This window comes from Ramlibacter tataouinensis TTB310 (assembly GCF_000215705.1).
GTDB classification, from domain to species: Bacteria; Pseudomonadota; Gammaproteobacteria; order Burkholderiales; family Burkholderiaceae_C; genus Ramlibacter; species Ramlibacter tataouinensis.
Window position 1 is genome coordinate 387,048 of the sequence record NC_015677.1, and the last position, 13,474, is coordinate 400,521.

A 13,474-nucleotide genomic window follows, 5' to 3' on the forward strand; every position below is an offset into this window, starting at 1 on the left:
GCGGCCGTGCTTTCCGAAGGCGGGATAATAACTGATCCCCTGTGAATAACTCAGCGAGAAGCGATGCGATTCTCGCGTTTACAACTGTCCCTGCCCGCCCCCGTTTCCGCCATGGCCCTGACCCCCGACGACATCGCCCGCATCGCGCACCTGGCGCGGTTGCAGCTCCAGCCCGCCGAGAGCGAGCGCATGCTGGCCCAGATCAACGGCTTCTTCGGCATCGTCGAACGCATGCGGGCCGTGGACACCGCCGGCGTGCAGCCGCTGGCGCACCCGGTGGCGGCCTTCGAGGACGTCCAGCTGCGCCTGCGCGAGGACATCCCCGGCGAGCCCGACCAGCGCGAAGCCAACCAGCAAAGCGCCCCGGCCGTCGAGCGCGGGCTGTTCCTGGTGCCCAGGGTGATCGAATGAGCGCTCTGCACCAGGCCTCCGTGACCGAGCTGGCGCGCTCGCTGCGCGCGCGCGAGGTGTCGGCCGTCGAGGCGGCCCGGCACTTCCTGGACCGGGCCCAGGCCCACGCCGGCCTGGGCGCCTTCCTGGCCGTCGACCCCGAGGTCACGCTGGCCCAGGCCCGGGCGGCCGACGAGCGCATCGCCGCCGGCGATACCGCGCCGCTGCTGGGCGTGCCGGTGGCGCACAAGGACATCTTCGTCACCCGCGATTTCCCCAGCACCGCGGGCTCCCGGATGCTGGCCGGCTACCGCTCGCCGTTCGACGCCACCGTGGTGCGCAAGCTGGCCGAGGCCGGCGCGGTGAGCCTGGGCAAGCTCAATTGCGACGAATTCGCCATGGGCTCGTCCAACGAGAACTCGGCGTTCGGCCCGGTGAAAAACCCGTGGGATCCCTCGCGCATCCCGGGCGGCTCCTCGGGCGGCAGCGCCGCGGCCGTGGCGGCGCGCCTGGCGCCGGCGGCCACCGCCACCGACACCGGCGGCTCGATCCGCCAGCCGGCCGCCTTCTGCGGCGTCACCGGCATCAAGCCGACCTACGGGCGGGCCTCGCGCCACGGCATGATCGCCTTCGCCTCCAGCCTGGACCAGGCCGGCCCGATGGCGCGCAGCGCGCAGGACTGCGCGCTGCTGCTGTCGGCCATGTGCGGGCCCGACCCGGACCGCGACTCCACCTCGCTGGACCGGCCGGCCGAGGACTTCGGCCGCGCCCTGGGCCGCTCCATCGAGGGGCTGCGCATCGGCGTGCCCAGGGAGTTCTTCGGCGAGGGCCTGGCCGCCGACGTGCGCGAGGCCATCGACGGCGCGCTGGGCGAGTACCAGAAGCTGGGCGCGCGCCTGGTGGAGATATCGCTGCCGCGCACCGAGCTGTCCATCCCGGTGTACTACGTCATCGCCCCGGCCGAGGCCTCGTCCAACCTGTCGCGGTTCGACGGCGTGAAGTTCGGCCACCGGGCCAGGGACTACACCGACCTGCTGGACATGTACAAGAAGACGCGCGCCGAGGGCTTCGGCGACGAGGTCAAGCGCCGCATCATGATCGGCACCTACGTGCTGTCGCACGGCTACTACGACGCCTACTACCTGCAGGCGCAGAAGATCCGCCGCATGGTGGCCGACGACTTCCGACAGGCCTTCTCGCAGTGCGACGTGATCGCCGGGCCGGTGGCCCCCACCGTGGCCTGGAAGCTGGGCGAGAAGTCGGGCGACCCGCTGGCCAACTACCTGGCCGACATCTTCACCCTGCCGGCCTCGCTGGCCGGCCTGCCGGGCATGAGCCTGCCCTGCGGCTTCGGCGCGGGCGGCCTGCCGGTGGGCCTGCAGCTGATCGCCGACTACTTCGCCGAAGGCGCCCTGCTCAACGCCGCCCACGCGTTCCAGCAGGCCACGGATTTCCACCTGCGCGCGCCCGAGGGCTTCTGAGAACACGAGATGAGCGCCAAACTGATCCAGGGCTGGGAGGTCGTCATCGGCTTCGAGACGCATGCCCAGCTGTCCACGCGAAGCAAGATCTTCAGCCGCGCGCCCACCGCCTTCGGCGCCGAACCCAACACCCAGGCCAACGCCGTCGACCTGGCCCTGCCCGGCACCCTGCCGGTGATGAACAAGGGCGCGGTGGAGCGCGCCATCAGGCTCGGGCTGGCCGTGGGCGCCACCATCGCGCCGCGCAGCATCTTCGCGCGCAAGAACTACTTCTACCCGGACCTGCCCAAGGGCTACCAGATCAGCCAGTACGAGATCCCGGTGGTGCAGGGCGGTGCGGTCGAGTTCCACCTCGGCGAGGAGAAGAAATCCGTGCGCCTGGTGCGGGCCCACCTGGAGGAGGATGCCGGCAAGTCGCTGCACGAGGACTTCGTCGGCCAGTCGGGCATCGACCTGAACCGCGCCGGCACGCCCCTGCTGGAGATCGTGACCGAGCCGGACCTCCGCTCGTCCGAGGAGGCGGTGGCCTATGCCAGGGAGCTGCACAAGATCGTCACCTGGATAGGCATCTGCGACGGCAACATGCAGGAAGGCAGCTTCCGCTGCGACGCCAACGTCTCGGTGCGCCGCCCGGGCGGGCCGCTGGGCACGCGCCGCGAGATCAAGAACCTCAACAGCTTCAAGTTCATGCAGCAGGCCATCGACTACGAGGTGCGCTGGCAGATCGAGCAGCTGGAGGACGGCCACGCCATCGAGCAGGCCACGGTGCTGTTCGACCCCGACACCGGCGAGACCCGCGCCATGCGCACCAAGGAGGACGCGGCCGACTACCGCTATTTCCCCGACCCGGACCTGCCGCCGCTGGTGGTCGCGCCGGAGTGGGTGGAGCGCGTGCGCTCGGGCATGCCGGAGCTGCCGCGGGCGATGGCCGGGCGCTTCGTCAGGGACTATGGCCTGCCGGAGTACGACGCCGTCACGCTCACGCAGAGCCAGGCCATGGCCGCCTATTTCGAGGCCGCGGCCCGGGCCAGCGGCCAGCCCAAGCTCGCCAGCAACTGGGTGATGGGCGAGCTGTCCAGGCGCCTCAACGCGGGCGAGGGGACAGTGGAAGCGGCGCCCGTCGACGCCCGGACGCTGGCCGTCCTGCTGGGCCGGGTCGCGGACGGCACGGTCTCCCACAATGCCGCCCGGCAGGTGTTCGACGCGCTGTGGAGCGGCGAAGGCCGGGACGTGGACGCCCTCATCGAGGCCAAGGGCCTCAAGCAGATGAACGACGCCGGCGCGCTGGAGAAGATCATCGACGAGGTGATCGCCGCCAACCCCGACAACGTGGCGCAGTTCAAGGCCGGCAAGGACAAGGCCTTCAACGCGCTGGTGGGCCAGGCCATGAAGGCCAGCAAGGGCAAGGCCAACCCGGCCCAGGTCAACGAGCTGCTGCGGCGCCGGCTGGCGTCGTGACCGCCGGCGCGGCGGCCTGCAGCGCCCACAGCGGCTTCAGGCGCACCAGCTCCTCGTCGAAGCGGGCGTTGATGCGCTGCTTCTCCTCCTGCTGCTCGGCCACGTAGCGCAGCTGCGCCGCCTGCTGCCGGTCGTTCTCCTCCAGCAGGCGCTTCAGGCGCGGCGGCATCTTCGCCGGGTCGGCCCGGTAGAACTCGGTCTCGGTGTCCAGCGCCTTGCGCTGGTCCGCCAGCTCGCCGGCGCGCCGGTGGGCCGTGGCGATCAGGTCGTCCACCAGGGCCAGGGCCGCGCGGCGTTCCTTCTCGTGGCCGTCCGGCTGCGGGAAGCGGGTGAGCAGGGCGCGGCCGCGGCGTTTTTCCTCGGCCAGGCGGCTGCGCTCCTCGGCGGCCTCGCGGGCCTGGGCCTCCTGCGCCGCGCGTTCGGCCGCGGTGGGCGAGGGAGCTATCCTGCGGCGCACCGTGCCGCTGGGATTGAGCTCCTTCTGCTCGCGGTCGATGCACGCCAGGATGGGGCGGTCGGACGTCACGCGCCGGCCCTGGGCGTCCACGCAGGTGTAGATGGCCTGTGCCAGCAGCGGCGTGCATCCGGCTGCCCACAGCATCCCCACCAGCGTACGCACCATGCCTGCCACCTGCGTCAGTCCACGCCGTAGCGCTGGCGGTAGGCCAGCACGCGGGCATGGTGCTCGCCCAAGGGCTGGCCGGCCTGGCCGCCCAGGTACTGGAGCAGATCGGCCAGGCGCGCGATCGCGCACACCTGCAGGCCCAGGCGCTCGCGCACGTACTGCACGGCCGAATGCGGCACGTCCTGGCCGCCCTCGGTGGCCATCTCCTGGCGGTCCAGCGCGATGGCGACCGCATGCGGCGTCGCGCCGGCGGCCCGGATCAGGGCAATGGACTCGCGCGCGGCGGTGCCGGCCGACATCACGTCGTCCACGATCAGCACCCGGCCGGCCAGCGGCGCGCCCACCAGCAGGCCGCCCTCGCCATGGTCCTTGGCTTCCTTGCGGTTGTAGGCATAGGGCACGTTGCGGCCCAGGCGCGCCAGCTCGACGGCCACCGCCGCGGCCAGCGGGATGCCCTTGTAGGCCGGCCCGAACAGCATGTCGAATTCGATGCGCGAGGCCAGGATGCGCAGTGCATAGAATTGCGCCAGCCGGCCGAGCTTGGCGCCGTCGTCGAACAGCCCCGCGTTGAAGAAGTAGGGCGACGCCCGGCCCGCCTTGGTCTTGAACTCGCCAAAGCGCAGCACGCCGGCTTCCACCGCGAACTGCACGAAATCCTGCGCCAGCTCGTCCTGGCCGCCCGCTGCCACCATGGGAAGTTCCTTGTTCACCCTCACCAGCCTCAACCTCAACGGCATCCGTTCGGCCGCCAGCAAGGGCGTGGAGGCCTGGCTCGCAAAAAGCAGGCCGGATTGTATTTGCGTGCAGGAGGTCAAGGCCCAGGCGGCCGACGTGGCCGGGCGTTTCGAGGCCCTGGCCGGGCTCAAGGGGTACTTCCATTTCGCCGAGAAGAAGGGGTATTCGGGCGTGGCCGCCTACTGCCGCCACGAGCCCAGCGACGTGGTGGCGGGCTGGGACGGCGGCGAGTTCGACGCCGAGGGCCGCTACGTGGAGCTGCGCTTCGACACGCCGGCGCGACGCCTGTCCCTCATCAGCTGCTACTTCCCCTCCGGCTCCTCCGGCGAAGAGCGGCAGCAGGCCAAGTTCCGCTTCCTGGCCGCGTTCGAGCCGCACCTGGCCCGCCTGAAGGCCGGGCGCGAGTTCATCCTGTGCGGCGACGTCAACATCGCCCACCAGAAGGAAGACCTGAAGAACTGGCGCAGCAACCAGAAGAACAGCGGCTTCCTGCCCGAAGAGCGCGCCTGGATGACAAAGTTGTTGAACGAAACCGGCCTGGTGGACGTCTACCGGCGGCTGCGGCCCGACACCACCGACGCCTGCTACACCTGGTGGAGCAACCGCGGCAACGCCTATGCCAACAACGTAGGCTGGCGGCTGGACTACCAGATCGCGACCGCTGACCTTGCGCGGACTGCACGCGAGGTGACGATCTACAAGGAGGAGCGGTTCAGTGACCACGCGCCGCTGACGATTCGCTATGAGCTGGCGATCTGACGCGCCTGCCGTCTAGACCCTGCGACCAGGCCGGCGCCGGAACTGAACAAGGTGGCCGGCATCGCCCTTTGGCACACTCCCATCATGCGAGACCCGAACCTGCAACGCCGCCACCTACTCCGCTCCGCCCTGGCTTCAGGCGCCGCCGCGCTGCTGCCCGCAGCCGCTGCGGCCGCGGTGGACTGGGGCGCGCTCGAAGCGCGCGCGCGCGGAAAGAAGGTGTTCTTCAACGCCTGGGCCGGCAGCGAACGCACCAACGCCTATCTCGCGTGGGTGGCTGCCGAGGTGTCGCGGCGGCATGGGATCGGTCTGGAGCACGTGAAGATCACGGACACCGCCGAGGCCGTGAAACGCGTCCGCTCGGAGAAGCAGGCGGGCCGCAGCTCGGGCGGCAGCGTCGACATGGTCTGGATCAACGGCGAGAACTTCCTGACGCTCAAGCGCGAGGGTCTGCTGTTTGGCCCGTTCGCGGAGCAGCTGCCGAACTACCGCTGGGTGGACACGGCCGGCAAGCCCACGACCCGGGTCGACTTCTCCGAGCCGGTGGAAGGCCTGGAGGCGCCCTGGGGGATGGCGCAGTTCACCTTCTTCGCCGACCGCCAGCGGGTGCCGCAGCCGCCGCGCAGCATGGCGGCCCTGCTGGAATTCGCGCGCGCGCAGCCCGGCCGCGTCACCTATCCGCGCCCGCCCAACTTCCATGGGACCACCTTCCTCAAGCAGGCGCTGCTCGAGGCCACGCCTGATCGCACGCCGCTGTACCGGCCCGTCACGCCCGCGGCGCTGGAGCGCGCCGGCGCGCCGCTGTGGAACTACCTGGACGCCCTGCGCCCGCACCTGTGGCGCGGCGGCCGCCAGCACCCGCAGAATGCCGCGGCCGTGCGCCAGATGATGGCCGACGGCGAGCTGCTGATCGCGCTGACCTTCAACCCCAACGAAGCCGCCAACGAGATCGCCGCCCGCCGCCTGCCCGCCACGGTCCACAGCTGGCAGAACGAGAAGGGCGCGGTGGGCAACACCCACTTCCTCGCCATCCCGGTGAACGCCAGCGCCCCGGACGCGGCGCAGGTGGTGATCAACTTCCTGCTCTCGCCCGAGGCGCAGGCGCGCAAGGCGGACATCGAGGTCTGGGGCGACGGGACGGTGCTCGCCGTCGACCGGCTGCCGGCCGGCGAGCGCGAGCGCTTCCAGGCGCGCAGCTGGCCGGGGCAGGTGGAGCAGCCGGCGCCCGTCCTGCTGGAGCCGCACGGCAGCTGGGTGGACCCGCTGGAGCGCGAGTGGCTGCGGCGCTACGGCCAGTAGGCGCTCCAACCTCGTCCTTGCCGGCCCGCGCGGTGCCCTTGGTGCTCGCGGCGGCGGCAGCGGTCCCCCTCGTGTGGGTCGCCGCGTCCGCGCTGGCCGCTGCTTTCGATGCCTCGGCCTGGCGCGACCTGCTGTCGGACCCGCAATGGCCGCGGGCGTTGCTGCACTCGCTGGCGACGGGCCTGGCCGCGACGGCGCTGTCCCTGCTGGCCGCGGCGTGGATCCTCTCGCGCAGCTTCGCCGCCCGCCCGTGGAACCTGGTGCTGCGCGCCCTCGCGCCCATGCTGGCGATGCCGCACGCCGCGTTCGCGATCGGCCTGGCCTTCCTCGTCGCGCCGAGCGGCTGGGTGCTGCGGGCGCTCTCCCCGTGGGCGACCGGCTTCGAGCTGCCGCCCGCCTGGCCGACGACCCAGGACCCGTGGGGCATCGGACTGGTGGCGGCGCTGGTCGGCAAGGAGGTGCCCTTCCTGCTGTGGACCGCCGCGAGCCAGCTGCAGCGGGCGGACACGGGAGCGCGCTGGCGCCGCGAGCTCGAGCTGGCCTGCACCATGGGCTACACGCGGCCGGCCGCCTGGTGGCGGGTGGTCTGGCCCCAGCTGTGGCCACGCCTGGCCGCGCCCGTGCTGGCGGTGGGGGCCTACAGCCTGACCGTCGTCGACGTGGCGCTGGTCATCGGGCCGGCGTCGCCGCCCACCGCGTCCGTGCTGGCCTGGCAGTGGCTGCTCGACGCCGACCCCGCGATCAACGCCAAGGGTGCCGCCGGCGCCTGGCTGCTCGCGCTGACCGCGGCGGCGGCGGCAGGCGTGTTCTGGGTGCTGCAGGGGCGCGCCGGCGCCGGCAGGCGCTGGACGGACGGGGACCGCGGCAGGAACGAGCCCCGCCAGGGGGATGCGATCGCGCCGGCGCTTCTGCTCGCGCTGGGGTACTTGTGCGTCATGGGCGCCCTGGCCGTCGGCAGCGTCTCGGGCGTGTGGCCCTTTCCGGATGTATGGCCCCGCGAGCTGAGCCTGTCGGGGTGGCGCTCGGTGCTGGCGAGCGTGGCCACGGTCTCCACCACGGTGGGGCTGGCGGCCGCCAGCAGTGCGACGGCGCTGGTCTGGGCCGTGGCGTGGCTGGAGGCCGCGCCGCCTTCCTGGGACGCGCGGATGCGCCGCATCGCCTACCTTCCGCTGCTGCTGCCCTCCATCCTGTGGGTCGTGGGCCTGCACCGCCTCACGCTGGCCTGGCGGCTCGACGGCCAGTGGGCGGGCCTGTGGCTTGCGCACACGCTGGCGGCGCTGCCCTATGTGCTGATCGCCCTCAGTCCCTCCTACCTCGGGTTCGATGCGCGCTACCGCCAGGTGGCCGCGACGCTCGGCCGCGGCCGGCCGGCGTTCCTGCTGCGGGTGAAGTGGCCCCTGCTGCGCGCCGGGCTGGCCACCGCGCTGGCAGTCGGCTTCTCGGTCAGCGTGGCGCAGTACCTGCCGACCCTGTTCGTCGGCGCCGGGCGCTACACGACCCTGACCACCGAAGCGGTGGCGCTGTCCAGCGGCGGCCAGCGATCGCTGCTGGCGGCCTATGCCTGGCTGCAGTGGCTGCTGCCGGCCCTGGCCTTCGGCCTGGCGGCCTGGGCGGGGCGGCCGCGCCGCTTCCGGGAGCGGGCGTGAGCCTGCACGTCTACGTGCGGGAGCTGCGCGTGGCGAGGCGACGGCTGGTGCACGAGCTGCGGCTGGACATCGCCCCCGGCACCGTGCACACCCTCATGGGCGAGAGCGGCTGCGGCAAGTCCAGCCTGCTGTCGGCGATCTGCGGCACCGCGGCGCCGCCGGTGCGCTTCGATGGCGAGGTCTTGCTCGACGGCACGCGGCTGGACGCCCTGCCGACGCGGCAGCGCGGCATCGCCATCCTGTTCCAGGACGACCTGCTGTTCGCGCACATGTCGGTGCGCGAGAACCTTCTCTTCGCCGTGCCGCCGGGGGCACGGGCGCAGCGCGAAGCCGTGGTGCAGCAGGCGCTGCGCGACCTGGAGCTGCCGGGCCTCGCGCAGGCGGACCCGGCCACGCTCTCCGGCGGCCAGCGGGCGCGCGTGGCGCTGGTGCGTGCGCTGCTGGCGCGGCCGCGCGCGGTGCTGCTGGACGAGCCGTTCGCGCGGCTGGACGCCGGGCTGCGCGCCCGCATGCGCGAGTTCGTCTTCGGCACCATCCAGGCCCGGGGCATCCCGGCCCTGCTGGTGACGCACGACGCGCAGGACATCGCCGATCCGCAGCGCGTCACGCGCCTGGCCAGCCCGCAGCCATGACTAGGCGCCTGGCGCGGCGGCCAGCCGCGCCAGGAAGTCGTTGATGATGGCGTCGCGGTCGACCGCGTACGCCTCGCGCATCAGGTGGCTGCCGCTGCGCTGGATCCAGCGCTTGTCGCCGCCGAGGTCCGGCGTGCGCACCAGCGTGCTGCGCAACCAGCGGGGCTCCAGCACCCAGGCCACGCAGACGAGGTCCCAGATCACCCAGGAGTGCGGTCTCGCCGGGTCCGCCGGGTAGATCGTCCACAGCGGGTTGCTGGTGAAGAGATGGTGCAGGTACCCGCCGATGGCTCCGCATCCCCGTACGTGGCTTTCCATCTCCGCGAGCGACAGCCGCAGCTGCGCGCCCACGTGGAAGCCGGGCAGGTACACCAGCGGAACGCCGCTTCGCAGCAGCAAGCGGCTGGCGGCCAGGTCCTGCTCCAGGTTGAACGAGTCGTTCGCGTGGGGCGCATGCGACGGGTAGCCGCTGGTCCACACGACCACCAGGCGCTCGACGATGTCCGGGGCCATCAGCAGCGCGCTCGCGATGTTGGTGACGCAGCCCAGCGCCAGCACGTACAGCGTCTCGCCCGGCCCGCAGGCGCGTGCCAGCGCCACCAGGTGCTCGGCCGCCTCGCTGGCGATCGGCCGATCGGGCGCCTCGAGGTAGCCGGCGCTGCCGGCGAAGGCGCGGCCGCGGTGGTCCATGCCCAGGAGTTCGTGGATGCGCCGGATCTCGGCCAGGCTGCGCCGCATGCCTTCGGCCGGTGCATTGAAGGGCGGTGCGTCGGCCGGCGCGTGCGCGAGCTGGGCGCGCCGGTGGGCGAAGGAGAAGGGCACCGCGTACACGGCCTCGACCTGCAGCCGCTCGCGCGCCAGCAGGGCCCAGGCCAGCGCGAACTGGTCGTCGATCTCGTTGGCCGTGTCGGTGTCGATCACGCAGCGCACCGGGCCGCGCGGCTCGGCGAGGCGGCCGGCGTACCAGGCGTCGTCGCGGCGGCGGGTCATGCGCACCCCTCGCCCGGCACCGGCCCCGCCGGGGCCAGCTCCCGGAAGCGGCGCAGGTCCGCGGGCTCGTCCACGTCCCAGAGGCTGTCGAGCTCCTGCCAGCGCGCGCCGGCCGCACGCAGCCGCTCGCGCGTCTGCGCCAGCACCGCCGGCGTGCTCCAGGCGATGTCTTCGAAGACCTCGGGCAGCACGCGGGCCAGCCCCAGCAGCACGTAGCCGCCGTCTTCCGCCGGGATCAGCACGGCGTCGTGCCCGGCGAGCGCCCGGGCAGCGGCCTGCAGGTGCCCGGGGGCGAGCAGCGGACAGTCGGTGCCGATCACCAGCAGGGGCAGCCCTGGATGCTGCGCGAAATGCGATTGCGCCGTGGCGCGCATGCGCTCGCCCAGGCCGCCCTGCACCTGGCTGCGCAGGGCAAGCCCGCACCGCCGGTGCAGCGCGCGGAAGAAACGGTGCCCAGCGTCCGGGGCGCACCACAGCTGCACCGGACCCAGCGCCGCCGCCTGCGCCGTGCGCAAGGTGTCCAGCGTGAAGGCCCGCTGCAGGCGGGCGGCGGCCGGCGCACCGATGCCCGGTGCCAGGCGCGTCTTCGCGAGGCCCGCGACGGGCGCCTTGGCCAGCACGGCGACGCCGGCGGCAGCCGGCCCCGGCCGGCGGCGGTAGCCGTAGCGGTCGGCCAGCTGCTGGGGCGCGGCGCCGAAGAAGTACCGCAAGCGCAGCCACCACATGAGCAGGATGATGCGCAGCACGCCGTGCCGCTCCCAGCGGCGCGCGGACGTCGCGACGGTCGCGCGCAGGCAGGCGGGTGCTCCCCGGCGGCGCAGCCGGGTGCTCAAGGCGATGTCCTCCATCAGCGGCAGGTCCGGGAAGCCGCCAGCGGCCGCGAACACCTCGCGGCGCACGAAGAGGGCCTGGTCGCCGGTGGCGATGCCCGTCCAGCGCGACCGCAGGTTCATCAGCGCACCCACCAGGCGCAGCAAGGGGGCGTCGCCGGCGATGCGCACGTCGAAGCGTCCCCAGTCGGCGCCCGCCGCCAGCGCCTGCGCCACCAGGCGGTCGGCCTCGGGCGGCAGCACGGTATCGGCGTGCAGGAACAGCAGCGCATCGGCCCGCGCGCCCTGCGCCCCCGCGTTCATCTGCGAAGCGCGTCCCTGAGCGGCTACCAGCACGTGGTCGGCCCCGCCCCGCGATGCGAGCAGCCAGGTGCCGTCGGTACTGCCGCCGTCCACGACCACGACTTCGGCGCCGCGCGAGCGCAGCGGCTGCAGCGTCCGCAGCAGCGCGGGCACGGCGGCCGCCTCGTCCAGGACCGGCACGATGATGCGCAGGGAGCTCATGGAGCGAGCATACGCGGCAGCCGCGCCAGTTCGTCCAGGACGGAGGCGACGGCTTGCGGGGACAGGTAATGGTCGACCCGCTCGCGGACGTGCCGCACCAGCGCTTCATCGCTGTTCGCGGCCGACCAGTCCTCGCCGTGCCCGGGATCGCGGCGCGGGCCGGCCGACGCCGTGCGCCACTTGCAGCACCAGGTGATCGACCACAGCCACATCGCGCGGCGCAGCGGAAGGTGCCACGGTCTCGCCGCGGCGGCAAGGCCGGTATCGACGGCGCGCTCCCAGCGGCGGTAGAAGCCGGCCACCTCGGCCGGGGTCAACACGGCGCGCGCGGTGACATCCCAGGTCGTGGAGGTGTAGAGGCTCGCGTGGGCGAGATCGAGTCCCGGGTAGCTGTAGCGGCATTTCTCCAGGTCGACCAGCACCGCGTCGCCGCTGCCGCGCAGCAGGAAGTTGCCGGGGTGGGCGTCGAAGGCGACCAGGCAGCGCGGCGGCCGGTCGGGCAGGGCCACGCATGCGGCGAGCGCCTCCAGCTCGGTGCGGACCGCATCGTGCACCTCCACGGGCAGCCCTGCGCGCGGCACGAAGGCGGCTTGTGCAGCGATCTCCGCATGCAGCTGCCGCAGCGGATCGCCTGCGTCCTGCAGCGGCGGCCGGTCCTGCGCACGAGGCAGTGGCAGCGCGTGCAGCGCGGCGAGCGCCTGCGCGACGGCATCGAGGTCGCGCGGCAAGTCCGCCGGCCGGCCGGCGATCTCCTGCACCAGCAGCGCGCCGCGGGGAAGGCCCTGGCCCACCGGCAGGACCCCCAGCAGCCGCGGCGTGTGCCCGCCGGCCTGGGCGCGGGCGAAGCAGGCCTGCTGGTGGTGCAGGTTGGCCGCGGGCTCCAGGCCCACCTGGCTCTGCTTCGGGATGCGCGCCAGCACGCCCGTGCCCACCAGGCGCACGTGCAGGTGCGCCAGCCCCGTGTCCGCGAGGACCTCGAGCGGCACCCCGGCCCAGGCGCCGTGGGCGCGCAGCGCCTCCCGCAGGCCTTCCACGGGCGCGCTGGATCGCGCGGATCGCGTCGTCATCTGCGCGGGCGCTCCCCGTCGCCTTCGCGGTCGTCTGGTTTCATGCCGTAGCTCCGGGCCTGTCTGGCCGCGAGTGTGAACCCGAAGCCCCGTTGCCCACGGATGGGTGAGACGCGCGATCAATGAATCGCGGCCCCCAGTAGATCGCCCGTCTCGCCGAGCGCGTAGCATGCATGCCAACCGACGGAGTGCACATGGACGCGCTTTCCCTCCTGCTGAACCGATTCGCGATCAGCGCCGGCGTCTTCTACACCGGCCAGATCTGCGGCGTGCACGGTTTCGCCGGCGACGAACACCGGGGCCACCTGCACATCATCGAGGAAGGCCCCGTCGACCTGGTGCAGGCGGACGGCGCTGCGCAGCGCATCGACAGGCCCACGCTGCTGTTCATGCCGCGGCCGCAGCAGCATCGGCTGGTCGCCGACGATTCGCTCGGCGCGAAAGTGCTGTGCGCCACGGTGCAGTTCGGCGGCTGCAACAACAACCCGATCAGCGATTCGCTGCCGCCCCTGCTGGCGGTGCGGCTGCAGGACCTGGAGGGCGCGCTCCCCCTGCTCGGGCTGCTGGCGCGCGAAGCCTTCGGTGGGCGGCCGGGCGCGCAGGCGGCGGTGGACCGCCTGTGCGAACTGCTGATCATCCAGCTGCTGCGGCATTGCCTGCGCCAGGGCCTCACCACCGGCGGCACCCTGGCCGGCCTGTCCGAGCCGCGCCTGGCCAGGGCGCTCGTCGCCCTGCATCGCGAACCCACGCGGGCCTGGGAGCTCGCCGACATGGCCGCGCAAGCCGGTCTCTCTCGCGCGCGCTTCGCCGCGCGGTTCCGCGAGGTGACCGGGCAGACCCCGGCCGATTACCTGGCCGGCTGGCGCATGACGATCGCGCAGCACCTGCTGCGCAGCGGCCGGGCCATGAAGCAGGTGTCGGCGGAATCCGGGTACGGCAGCAGCAGCGCCTTCATCCGGGCCTTCGTGCGCAAGGTGGGCGTGCCGCCGGCACAGTGGCTGCGCCAGATCGAGGATGCCTCGGCCGCCGGGCAGCGCCCGCACTGAACCTGAACCTGG

Annotated in this window: 13 protein-coding genes; 8 read left to right on the forward strand and 5 right to left on the reverse strand. The window is 72.9% G+C overall.

The features are described from left to right. The first annotated feature begins 111 nt into the window (after window positions 1-111). Genes gatC through gatB form a run of 3 tightly spaced genes read left to right on the forward strand, consistent with a single transcriptional unit; the run spans window position 112 to window position 3,329 of the window. A complete protein-coding gene (gene gatC / locus RTA_RS01935) occupies window positions 112-411 on the forward strand; it encodes an Asp-tRNA(Asn)/Glu-tRNA(Gln) amidotransferase subunit GatC (protein ID WP_041674961.1) in 300 nt (99 codons plus the stop codon). Then, the gene (gene gatA / locus RTA_RS01940) at window positions 408-1,871 is read left to right on the forward strand and encodes an Asp-tRNA(Asn)/Glu-tRNA(Gln) amidotransferase subunit GatA (RefSeq protein WP_013899690.1); all 1,464 of its coding nucleotides are present in this window, start codon (window positions 408-410) and stop codon (window positions 1,869-1,871) included. The genes gatC and gatA overlap by 4 nt, the downstream gene beginning before the upstream one ends. A 9-nt stretch (window positions 1,872-1,880) precedes the next feature. Continuing rightward, window positions 1,881-3,329 carry an Asp-tRNA(Asn)/Glu-tRNA(Gln) amidotransferase subunit GatB gene (gene gatB, locus RTA_RS01945; protein WP_013899691.1) on the forward strand — a complete coding sequence of 483 codons (1,449 nt, stop codon included), beginning with the start codon at window positions 1,881-1,883 and terminating at the stop codon, window positions 3,327-3,329. Here the strand turns inward: gatB and RTA_RS01950 are convergent. Together RTA_RS01950 and pyrE are read right to left on the reverse strand one after the other, a co-directional pair. After that, a complete protein-coding gene (locus tag RTA_RS01950) occupies window positions 3,295-3,951 on the reverse strand; it encodes a DUF4124 domain-containing protein (RefSeq protein WP_041674962.1) in 657 nt (218 codons plus the stop codon). The genes gatB and RTA_RS01950 overlap by 35 nt on opposite strands. A 14-nt stretch (window positions 3,952-3,965) precedes the next feature. Further along, the gene (pyrE, locus tag RTA_RS01955; RefSeq protein ID WP_013899692.1) at window positions 3,966-4,646 is read right to left on the reverse strand and encodes an orotate phosphoribosyltransferase; all 681 of its coding nucleotides are present in this window, start codon (window positions 4,644-4,646) and stop codon (window positions 3,966-3,968) included. Between pyrE and RTA_RS01960 the strand changes: the two genes are divergently transcribed. The 4 genes from RTA_RS01960 (at window position 4,645) to RTA_RS01975 (ending at window position 9,025) form a co-directional block, all read left to right on the forward strand. Further along, the gene (locus tag RTA_RS01960; RefSeq protein ID WP_193384808.1) at window positions 4,645-5,448 is read left to right on the forward strand and encodes an exodeoxyribonuclease III; all 804 of its coding nucleotides are present in this window, start codon (window positions 4,645-4,647) and stop codon (window positions 5,446-5,448) included. The two genes, pyrE and RTA_RS01960, sit on opposite strands and share 2 nt — an antisense overlap. An 84-nt stretch (window positions 5,449-5,532) precedes the next feature. Next, on the forward strand, window positions 5,533-6,747 hold the full coding sequence (locus tag RTA_RS01965) for an ABC transporter substrate-binding protein (protein WP_041675908.1): 1,215 nt from the start codon (window positions 5,533-5,535) through the stop codon (window positions 6,745-6,747). Between the two features lie 71 nt (window positions 6,748-6,818). Further along, window positions 6,819-8,393: an ABC transporter permease gene (locus RTA_RS01970; RefSeq protein ID WP_013899695.1), complete on the forward strand. Its 1,575-nt coding sequence runs from the start codon at window positions 6,819-6,821 to the stop codon at window positions 8,391-8,393. Further along, window positions 8,390-9,025, forward strand: coding sequence for an ATP-binding cassette domain-containing protein (locus RTA_RS01975; RefSeq protein WP_013899696.1), 636 nt, complete (start codon window positions 8,390-8,392; stop codon window positions 9,023-9,025). Before RTA_RS01970 ends, RTA_RS01975 begins: the two co-directional genes overlap by 4 nt. Here the strand turns inward: RTA_RS01975 and RTA_RS01980 are convergent, their stop codons facing one another. From RTA_RS01980 to RTA_RS20555, 3 genes are read right to left on the reverse strand one after another with little or no spacing between them, the layout of a single operon-like run. Beyond that, window positions 9,026-10,015: a nucleoside hydrolase gene (locus tag RTA_RS01980; RefSeq protein WP_013899697.1), complete on the reverse strand. Its 990-nt coding sequence runs from the start codon at window positions 10,013-10,015 to the stop codon at window positions 9,026-9,028. Beyond that, window positions 10,012-11,349 (reverse strand): TIGR04283 family arsenosugar biosynthesis glycosyltransferase, encoded by a 1,338-nt coding sequence (locus tag RTA_RS21165; protein WP_226986101.1) that lies wholly within the window; start codon window positions 11,347-11,349, stop codon window positions 10,012-10,014. Before RTA_RS21165 ends, RTA_RS01980 begins: the two co-directional genes overlap by 4 nt. Beyond that, on the reverse strand, window positions 11,346-12,416 hold the full coding sequence (locus RTA_RS20555) for a phosphotransferase (RefSeq protein ID WP_013899699.1): 1,071 nt from the start codon (window positions 12,414-12,416) through the stop codon (window positions 11,346-11,348). Before RTA_RS20555 ends, RTA_RS21165 begins: the two co-directional genes overlap by 4 nt. 194 nt (window positions 12,417-12,610) lie before the next feature. On the opposite strand from RTA_RS20555, the gene RTA_RS01995 reads away from it, so the two are divergent. Beyond that, window positions 12,611-13,462 carry an AraC family transcriptional regulator gene (locus RTA_RS01995; protein ID WP_013899700.1) on the forward strand — a complete coding sequence of 284 codons (852 nt, stop codon included), beginning with the start codon at window positions 12,611-12,613 and terminating at the stop codon, window positions 13,460-13,462. Window positions 13,463-13,474 lie beyond the last annotated feature (12 nt).